Source organism: uncultured Gordonia sp., assembly GCF_937858515.1.
In the GTDB taxonomy this organism is placed as follows: Bacteria; Actinomycetota; Actinomycetes; order Mycobacteriales; family Mycobacteriaceae; genus Gordonia.
In genome coordinates, this window is sequence record NZ_CALLZT010000143.1 from 1 (window position 1) to 9,079 (window position 9,079).

The window sequence follows — 9,079 nt, forward strand, 5'->3', positions numbered from 1 at the left end:
AGGACATCATCATCTCCGGCGGCGAGAATATCTCCACCGTCGAGGTGGAACAGGCGCTCGTCAGTCACGACGCCGTGCTCGACGTCGCCGTCATCGGCGTCCCCGACGAGAAATGGGGCGAACGCCCCCGCGCCTACGTGCTCCTCGTCCCGGGCGCGACCCTGACCGCCGACGAACTCATCGACTACGCCCGAAAACTATTGGCAGGCTACAAGATCCCCCGCGACATCATCTTCCCCGACGATCTGCCCCGCACCTCCACCGGCAAGGTGATGAAGTTCGAGCTGCGTAAAGCGGCCGCAGCGGGATAGGTCCAAATATTGCGATCAGTTCCGGTTTCCGGAACTGATCGCAAGGTTTCTGTACGGGTATCGGTTCGTGTCAGTGGCACGCGGCACCCGAACTGCTCAGGAGCGGCCAGATTGAAGTATGAGCGGCGTATGCTCGGGGTATGAAACGGCTGACGATCAGCGTTCCGGACGAAGTCGCCGCGAAGGCGCAACGCGCTGTCGACGCGGGCGACGCAGACAGCGTCAGCGGCTATTTTGTGCAGCTCGCGGAGGCTGAACCGGACTGGGTGCAGGCCAGGGCGGCCGTCGATGACATGATTGCCGACACTGACGGCATCACGGACGCCGACCGTGACGCCGTTCGGCGCGAACTCGGCCTACCTTCCGATGTCACAGGCGTCGCGTGAGTGTCGTCTTCGATACCGGCGCCCTGATCGCCCTCGAACGCCGCGACCGGCTCATGGTGGCACGAGTCGATGAGATTGTGCGCAATCGTATCGCCACTTTCGTTCCCGCAGGGGTCGTTGCCCAGTGCTGGCGCGGAGGTCATCGTCAGTACGCGATCGCTCGGCTACTCAGATCACGAGCAGTCCGGATCGATGACCTCGGCGGCGAACTCGCCTTCCGGATCGGGATACGGCTTGCCGAAACCGGCACGTCCGATGTCATCGACGCCCACGTAGCGCTCCTCGCCGCTCGGCTGAACGCGATTGTCTACACCAGTGACCCCGACGATATCGCCGTACTCGACCCATCCCTACGGATCGTCACGGTGTAGTCCATCGCCACTGCGAGTCTGGCATGCCGATGCGCTGATGCCGCTGAGCAGGACTCACAACGAAGGAGGATGGAACACGGCCAGATTGCCACCGCGCAGGTGTCCACACCGCGCAAGTACGTGGAGGCAACTGGTGGCGAGCTGGAGCTGACGGCCAAACGCCCTGACGGAACCCGTGTCCCGTTGGCGATCTGATTCGCCGAGTTCTGCGTCGATCAGATCGCCAGCGTCTAGTTAGGACAGTCCCTGCGATTTCCACGGGTTGGCAAACGCGTGCGCTGGCACTTCTTGGGCCGATCAGGCTATTCGTCCACTATCATTCACTCAGCACAATTTGCTTGCCGCCAAAATGTACTATTACCGTACCAATCGCCAGAAGTGCTAGCACCCCAACATTCCCGGTATCAACGACTTCTACTAGCCCCCAGAATAGAGCGACAGCCCCCACTCCCAAAGTGAACCCTGTGTGATCAGTCCGCGTGGTTGCTGTCCAGCAAACGGATGCAATACAAATGGTGACTGTAATTCCTATAAATATGTCAAGAGCATTAAACTCGCCCGGCCCACTTGCGCCGACCGCAAACCCTATGAGCTGTACGGCGCAGCCGACAGCAGAAATTGCAAGGCCGCGGCTTCTGAGAGTTTCTGACGTGGTAGATGGTTTCATGTGCAGTGTCCTTTCGGCAAGAAATCCGATGTTCTGGTGGCCAATACGCTCCTCCTATGTCATCGCCCCAGGTAGGTTCTCAGTTCACCGGCTTTGCGGTTGAGCATGCGTTGGCTGTCGTTGCTGACGTTGTCGATTTGCTTCGCCATTCGGGCGATTGCTTCGAGGTTCTGTTCGAGTTCCCGGCGGACCGGGTCGTTCCATTTGGTGGCGTTGAGGGTGGAACGAACTTTACGGATCGCTTCCTCGATGGAGCTGCTCGCCCTTTTCAACTCGCGACCCATCGCGACCAGCGCTTCGGGATCGGTCTCGATTCTTGTCATGGTTCTTCCCCTTATATGTTGGTCGTTCCGAGGTACTTCTTCGCCTCATCGAATGAGGCGTTCAGGGCGGCGAGGGCGGCGCCGTATGTCTTGTCCTGCCCCTCGATGGTGTTGAGGACGTCGAGGAACTTGCGGGCAGCCGCGTCCGACCACAACGACTCGACGCGCAGCCGTGCCCGGAATCGTTCGGCACGGTCGGACTCGTGTTGGGCGATGTCGCGCGAAACTCTACTCACTGTGGTCCGACGATCCGCACCGGAATTTCGGTGGCTCCCAAGCGCTCGAGCAGCCACAACCGGTGGCGGCCGTTGTCGAGGTCGAACCCCTCCGGCCCGAGATGACTCACTTTGAGTGCGGTGTCGGAGAAGAATCCGCTGTAGCTCCGCATGTAGGTCCGAGCGCCGGACAGCCCTTCTCGCTGATCGCGTTCACGGAGCGTAGCCCGTGGGTCACCGCTGCGCATCGCTGGTAGCAGGACGTCGAGAAGCGCGTTCGTCGACCACTTGAGCGTCGGTAGATCCTGCCCTTTGTCGAATGACTCGGGGCCGCTGATCGGGTCGGAGTTGCGGATCAGCGATACCGGTACCAGCGCGAATCCGTCGGGGAAACCGGCAGGAATCGTCACGCCGGGAGTATCCCGCCATGACGCAGGAGCACTCGCGTCGCCGGTACCGTTGCTGTAGCAGTCCGGCGACGCCGCGGAACTCGCCGCAACGCTTCCGGCTGACCAGCTACCACCACCACCGGATGCCGCGCCGGACAGCAACGTGACGTGCGGACCGCTGATGGTTGCCTTCACATAGCCCGAGATGCGTTCGTCGGCCTCGCGGACGAGCTTCTCGCTGCGGACGAGTTCTTCGTCGATCACCCGATCGTGCCGCGCCTGCGAATGTCGGAACTGCGCGGTAGCCTGCTCGATGATCCGCTGACCTTTGAGCGCGTCTGCCAGCGCGTTCCCGGCCAACTCCAGTTGCCGGGCGTATCCGCTGCAGTCGGAATTCTCCTGGGCTCTGCAGGCATCGAGATCGGCCCTACACTTTTCGACGGCGCGGCGACGTTCTCTGACGACCTCCGCCGCGGTCTCCGATGCCTTGGCGATCGAGCGGGCAACCGCGGCTTTGAGATCGGTGGTTTGCCGGCGGTATCGCCGGAGTTGCGGACGCAGAAAGTCGAAGACCGCGCTGTCGACCTTCGCCCCGCTACTCATGGCGCAGGCCCGCGATCCATCCGGTCGGTGGCGCACCGAAGCGACGGACCTTGACCGATGTGGAACGGTCGACGTCGGCGACGATCACCTGCCCACTCTTGAGGGTGGCCGCATCGGAGTTGTCGATCAACTGCGTCGAATCGTCGCGTCCCATCGGCCCGATCACCCGCAGCCCGCACTCATCGATGTGGTTGGAGCCGAGACGTTTACGAATACCGCCGGGATTGTCGAACCAGATGATCACGTGGACACCCACTTCGGGACCGTCGGTCAGGATCCTGGCGAGGATCTTTCCGGGATCATCGTCGTCGTACGAATTGGGGTCGAAGTCACGGGCCCGCGCCATACCGGCGATGACGAGCACCCGTGTGGGCTCCCGCATCGAATCCGTGGCGTGTCTGGTGTCGACGGTCTTGGCCACTTCCTCAAGCAGTGCCCGCATACCTCGTCGGCGTTCGACGGTCACGCCCGGCACGTATTCCAGGTCTTCGACCACGGGCGACCAGTCGTCGTGATCGGTTTCGTAGTCGATCAGGTCGACCGGCACACCGCGCAGTGTCAGGCTCGCAAGGAGTACCCCGAGGGTGCCCGCCCCGTGCTCGTCGACTATCAGCAGGTTGCTGCCGGCGGTGCGTTTGAACTGTGCGCGATACGGCTCGGCGTCCAGGATAAGGGGTTGTCCGAGCGGCAGGTCCAGACGTTTCGGGTCGGTATCGGGCTGCCCGAGAGTTGCTCGGGAAAGTCCTCCGACCTCGGCGTCGCTGTGTCCGTCGAAGACCGCCGTGTTGTCGGTGAATCCGTCGTGTTCGGCACGTTTGGCCAATTGCTTCAGAATCTCGCCGCGTGCCTCCGCAGACCACAGGGCTGCTTGGAAACGACGATTCGCGTCGCGCTGCCCGCTCCGGCAGTTGATGATTCCCTCACCCGCCCGTGACAGGGTCTGTGCGTCGGCGTTGTCGTCACCCAGGATAAGCCGGGAATCGGATTCGTTACTCTGCAAAGCAATCCGAACGGGCATGAGTCCGATGACATGTTTGCCGAGCGCCGCCATACCCGCCAGCGACTGGGAGGCCAGCACGATGTGGACGCCGAAGGCGCGACCTTTGCGCAGCAGATCTTCGAGAACTTCGGCCGCCTGTTGGGCGATCTTGTCGTCACTGGTGAACAGTTGCTGGAACTCGTCGATGATGACGACGTAGCGTGGCAGCGCATGTCCGGTGAGTTTTCGGTAGTCGCTGATCTTGGCCGGCTGCTCACCCTTGGGACCGGTAACCCCCTTGAAGAGCTTGCTACGCCTCTGATATTCGAGCTGCGCCCGCACCAGAATCGATAGGCCGAAGTCACGTTCGGCCTCGATGGCGACCAAACGGGCCTGCGGCATTCCGAGATCGGCGTACTGCTTGAACTCGACTCCCTCTTTGAAGTCGACCAAGTACAGTTCGAGTTCGGCAGGGGAGTACGTCACCCCAAGGCTCATTATCACCGCGTGGATGAGGACCGACTTGCCCGAACCGGGTCGTCCGCCGATCAGTGCACCGTAGTTGTGCGTCTCGGAATTGATCATCAGGTCGGCGGTCTGCCGCGCACCGATACGGCCGAAGTGCGCCGTCACGTCGTCGGTACTGTTTCCCTGCCACCACGTTTCGGGACGATCGAGGCCCGGGGTGCGCGCCAGGTACGCGGTCCGGTTCGTCGTGGCGGTCTCCCGCTCCTGTTGCGCCGCGAGTTCGAATACCCGAGCCGGGGTGACCACGACATCCTCAGCGTTGCTGATTCCTCGCTTGACGGCATCAAGCAATTCTCTGGCGACCGCGTCGGAGGGTGGCGCGGCCGGAGTGTATATCCAGCGAATTATTCCTTCGCTGACCGTCCCCGCCAATCCGTTCACCGGTGGTGCGGGGATGGTATGCGGAAGCCGGACACCGCCACCAGCCGACTCCAACTTATTCCGACAATTCTCAGTGAGCCAGTCCCCGGCGTGCAGGTGCGGCACAGACGAGGTCACCCGCAATAGAGCACGTGTTCCATCGTCCGCTCCCTCGGGTTCGGGACCAGGATTCTCCATCTCATTGGATACGAGGATGGTGAACACCCCGGTGCGCGGACCATTCTGGATGATCCGTCCGAGGCGATCGAGTTGATCGACATCATGGTGTCCGGCGCGGGAGAATCCGGCGGGGAAGTCGTACAGGATGATGATCCGGTACGGCTCGGCAACCTCGCCCGCCGCGTTGTTGTAGTCGGTCAGTGAACTGTGCTCACCCTGCAGGTAGCGCTGAGTGACGAAGGTGATATGTTCCTCGGTCTCCTGGAGCAATTCATCGAGTTGTCTCGGACTGGTCCGCACCGACTGCCCGATGACCTTTTCCTGAGCTTCGCCGAGGCCGTACAGGAAGTTCGCCGACTCGCCTGCCTTCTCAGGGTCGAACACCCGGATCAGCAACTGGTTCGCGGGAAGCGCGGCGAGCAGGTTCAGGACCGCTGTCTCGATTCCGCTGGGGGTGTTGATGAGGAATGAACCGAGTCGATCCAAGTCGACGACAACCGGAAGTTCGACCTCACTGAACTGTTCGCTATGAACGTCTGCTTCAACGCATTGCAGGAATTCATCGATACCGGCGGTACTGGCGAATTTCATCATCATATACAGGATATGAAAGGCGGCGGGGTAGCCAACGTGGCTTTCTGCGGCCGCGTCAAGTCGATGGAACTCGCTATCTTTCATGTGGCGACGACGATCCCGATTCCAAACGTTGAACTGCTGGAAATCGTAGCCGGTGATCGTGATATCGCGAATGCTAGTCGATGAGTAGACCAGTGTCGCTTGCAGAGTTCCGAGAAAGATATTCAAAGGCCCAAGTCCGGAAACTATCGTATCTGCCGAGCCGCTAACAGGTGGTCCGACCGGTGGCCATGGCATGGTCAAGTGAGATCGGATGAAGTTTTCTTGTCGATAAAACCTGGTTGCCTGCTTGCCGTCGTCGTCCATCTGCTTCCACACGGTGACGATTAGCTCACTTACGGTCGGAAAGAAGGAACTGGTCAACGACCGGACCGAGTGCGCGAACTCCGCCTTGAGTCTTTCTCGACCGCTGGAGGTCCACGGCACACGGGCGGCTTCAATCTGGTGACGCAGTTCGTGAGCAGCTGAGATCCATTGGTTCGCGGTCCTCGCTCCGTCACCGCTGTCGGGGAATCCAGTGCCGCCGCCGAGGTGGTCGCGGAAAGCTTCACCAAGGGACTCGCGAGCTTTAAAGAGGGACAGGAGGATAGCTGTGAGGTCAGGATGTGCAGCTGCGTGGGCGGAAAGTATTGCGTGTGACTGATTTCCGACCGCGGCCTCGATCTCGTGCCAGATCGGTCGTAGCTTGGTCAATTGATCGTCGACGACGAGAAGGGAGGGTCGGTGTGCCTGATCGAGGGAGCCGTGACGTTGCTCGGTGGAGAGTTGTATCGATTGTGTCGCAGCACGCGAGGACTGAGCGCTCGCCTGGGAGTGCTTTCCCTGCAGCGCAGACTGCGGGTCGCTATGACCAACTAAATTTCGGGGGGGGGGTCGCACGATCCCGCCGCGTGTAGTCGATCGCCATCGGCGATCCTCCCTTCCGAAGGAGCGTCATCCATGTGTCTGAGATGACTAGATTAGGCAGATCCGACGGTCCCTGACCCGTCGGTGCGATAGTTTCTCGTGGTGTCGGCACGATATTCGTCCCTTCGGGCTACATCGAAGGGGTGACAGAGGTTCGAATGGCTCGATGGGCCGTGAGCTATTGCGCACGTGTGCGGGCAAGTTCGTCCGTCACCCAGGCGATAGAGATCGTCATCGACCGACCTGGAGGCGTTCGCAGGCACGTGATCAATGAGGCAGCTCGGCCACCAGGCGAGCCGTGATAGCGTCAATGACGCTCAGGCTGTCGCCCTTGGGAAGTGGCCCGGCAGCCTTCCGGACGGTTGGTGAGCCGGGTTTCGCGTCTTGCCGCTGACGCCGTGGACTACCGGCGATTCGGAACTGTTCAGGTCGAGTGCCTGGCCTCGACTTCGGCTCGCGATGCGGCGTATTCCGCGTCGGCTCATCGACCGGGCCATCTGTGATCATTCCGACGGATCTCGGTGGCTGTGCCCTCTGCGCGCCGGGCTTGCGATGTACCTTGCTTCGTCGCGCCACTCCGGCTTGGTTGCTGCGTCGCCGGAGAACTCCCGGCGATGTCAGTCGAAGACGTCGCCGATAGTCTCCGCTGTGGCAGCCCGGCTTAGCCACATCTCGAGCGTGTCAAGATCCCCACAGTGCTGCACCCTGTCGCGGATAGCATCGGGCACATCGATACCTCGGGCTCGAAGTACAGTCAGGACACCGGCCGCTGCCTCTTCGGCCTTACCTTCAGCTTTGCCCTCGGCTTTGCCTTCGCCGTAGTATTTCCGGGCGAAGGGTGATTGGTACTCCCAGGTCGTAGCAGTCACAAGTCGCTCCCATTTGGCTCGGGCGGTCCCTGAGAGCACCGCCCAGATCAGTTCAGAATACACATGGCCATGCTCGAAATCTGCGGCGATCGCAGCCGCCAACGCCTCCAAAACCCCAGGTACGGCGTAGTGCGCCGTCGCCGACAGCATCGCCAGCTCCCGGCTCGTTGCCGCGATATTGGCATCATCGATCACCGGAACTACCTTCGGTCCGATCACGATTGGGGTGATCACCGATCCGCGTCCGATCTGGATCGGTTGTGCTGCCCAGCGCGCCACGCTGTCATCGACGCACACCACCAGCACTTCGACCGGGCACCGCAGTCGCTGCCGCAGCGAGATGACGTAGCTGGGCCAGGAGTACGTTTTGTCGCTGTCGTGACCCAACTGGACTTCGACGACGATCCCCAGGACCGCGCGACTGTCCTGATTGAGTGTGACCACCGCATCGGCACGCCGCTCGGTCGGCACCACCTCACTGAGATCGGGAGAGCCGAGCTCCGCCGACTCATACTCGGGCACAACAAGATCGGCGACTCCGGCGAGCATCTCGGCTGCGAATGCCGGACATAATCGGATCAACTCGACGATCGCCTCGTGGCGCATCGAAACCATACCGGCGAGCATAGGAGGTGCCTACGACATAATCGGGCGCGAGGGCGGCGCGTATTCGAAAGTGCTACGAGCGGGCCGGTATCGCAGACGATCACTGGGAGGTGCTGGAACCTCGCGCCAGGACAGAGTCGATGTACTCGGGCGTCGAGCCGTCGACCGGGCCGTCGGTGATCATGCCGACGAATCTCGGCGGCCACGCTCTCCTTGGACTAGGTTCAGACAGGCGACGGGCGTCTCGCAGCAAGACTTCCACCTGATCATCGGGCAAATCGTTGATGAGGTGAATCAGGTCATCGCGGCTTGCTGTCACGAAACCAGCGCAGCCGAGCTGGGTGTGGAGGGCGGCGCACGCGAGCCATTGGTTGCGCGGACTGTGCTCGGTGGCAGGCTTGGCAAAACACCTGCTCGGTTGCTGCCTCGCCGGGGCGTTCCCGGTGGCTTTTCAGTCGAAGACGTCGCCGATCGTCTGCGCGGTGGCGGCGCGGCGCAGCCATGTTTCGAGCTGCTCGATGTCGTCACAGCTCTGCACGCGCTCACGTACCGCGTCGGGAACGTCGATACCGCGGGCGTGGAGCACGGTCAGGATGCCGGCAGCCTCGCCTTCGGCCTTCCCCTCGCCGTAGTACTTCCTGGCGAAGGGCGATTGATACTCCCAGGTCGTAGCAGTCACAAGTCGCTCCCATTTCGCTCGGGCAGCCCCTGAAAGCACCGCCCAGATCAGTTCAGAATACACATGGCCGT

The 9,079-nt window shown here is 61.5% G+C and carries 10 protein-coding genes and 1 pseudogene; 5 read left to right on the top strand and 6 right to left on the bottom strand.

Annotated features, from left to right (window positions below; genetic code table 11):
- From Q0627_RS13930 to Q0627_RS13945, 4 genes are all read left to right on the top strand, one after another.
- On the top strand, positions 1–311 hold a 311-nt coding region (locus tag Q0627_RS13930), incomplete at its 5' end, for a class I adenylate-forming enzyme family protein (protein ID WP_367180766.1).
- A gap of 140 nt (positions 312–451) precedes the next feature.
- Complete coding sequence (locus tag Q0627_RS13935; RefSeq protein WP_291012169.1) at positions 452–697, top strand: hypothetical protein; 246 nt, start codon at positions 452–454, stop codon at positions 695–697.
- On the top strand, positions 694–1,068 hold the full coding sequence (locus Q0627_RS13940; protein ID WP_291012171.1) for a PIN domain-containing protein: 375 nt from the start codon (positions 694–696) through the stop codon (positions 1,066–1,068). The genes Q0627_RS13935 and Q0627_RS13940 overlap by 4 nt, the downstream gene beginning before the upstream one ends.
- A gap of 69 nt (positions 1,069–1,137) precedes the next feature.
- Positions 1,138–1,263: a hypothetical protein gene (locus Q0627_RS13945; protein ID WP_291012173.1), complete on the top strand. Its 126-nt coding sequence runs from the start codon at positions 1,138–1,140 to the stop codon at positions 1,261–1,263.
- Positions 1,264–1,794: 531 nt separating this feature from the next.
- Here the strand turns inward: Q0627_RS13945 and Q0627_RS13950 are convergent.
- From Q0627_RS13950 to Q0627_RS13965, 4 genes are read right to left on the bottom strand one after another with little or no spacing between them, the layout of a single operon-like run.
- Positions 1,795–2,058: a hypothetical protein gene (locus Q0627_RS13950; protein ID WP_291012177.1), complete on the bottom strand. Its 264-nt coding sequence runs from the start codon at positions 2,056–2,058 to the stop codon at positions 1,795–1,797.
- Positions 2,059–2,069: 11 nt separating this feature from the next.
- Positions 2,070–2,294, bottom strand: a complete 225-nt coding sequence (locus tag Q0627_RS13955) for a hypothetical protein (RefSeq protein ID WP_291012179.1) — start codon at positions 2,292–2,294, stop codon at positions 2,070–2,072.
- On the bottom strand, positions 2,291–3,265 hold the full coding sequence (locus Q0627_RS13960) for a hypothetical protein (protein ID WP_291012181.1): 975 nt from the start codon (positions 3,263–3,265) through the stop codon (positions 2,291–2,293). Before Q0627_RS13960 ends, Q0627_RS13955 begins: the two co-directional genes overlap by 4 nt.
- On the bottom strand, positions 3,258–5,798 hold the full coding sequence (locus Q0627_RS13965) for an FtsK/SpoIIIE domain-containing protein (RefSeq protein WP_291012183.1): 2,541 nt from the start codon (positions 5,796–5,798) through the stop codon (positions 3,258–3,260). Before Q0627_RS13965 ends, Q0627_RS13960 begins: the two co-directional genes overlap by 8 nt.
- 42 nt (positions 5,799–5,840) lie before the next feature.
- On the opposite strand from Q0627_RS13965, the gene Q0627_RS13970 reads away from it, so the two are divergent.
- Positions 5,841–6,074, top strand: a complete 234-nt coding sequence (locus Q0627_RS13970; protein WP_291012185.1) for a hypothetical protein — start codon at positions 5,841–5,843, stop codon at positions 6,072–6,074.
- A 1,397-nt stretch (positions 6,075–7,471) separates the two neighbouring features.
- Here Q0627_RS13970 and Q0627_RS13975 read toward each other — a convergent pair.
- Together Q0627_RS13975 and Q0627_RS13980 are read right to left on the bottom strand one after the other, a co-directional pair.
- Positions 7,472–8,338, bottom strand: a complete 867-nt coding sequence (locus Q0627_RS13975; RefSeq protein ID WP_291012188.1) for a hypothetical protein — start codon at positions 8,336–8,338, stop codon at positions 7,472–7,474.
- Positions 8,339–8,780: 442 nt separating this feature from the next.
- Positions 8,781–9,079, bottom strand: a pseudogene (locus tag Q0627_RS13980) (hypothetical protein); the annotation flags it as partial.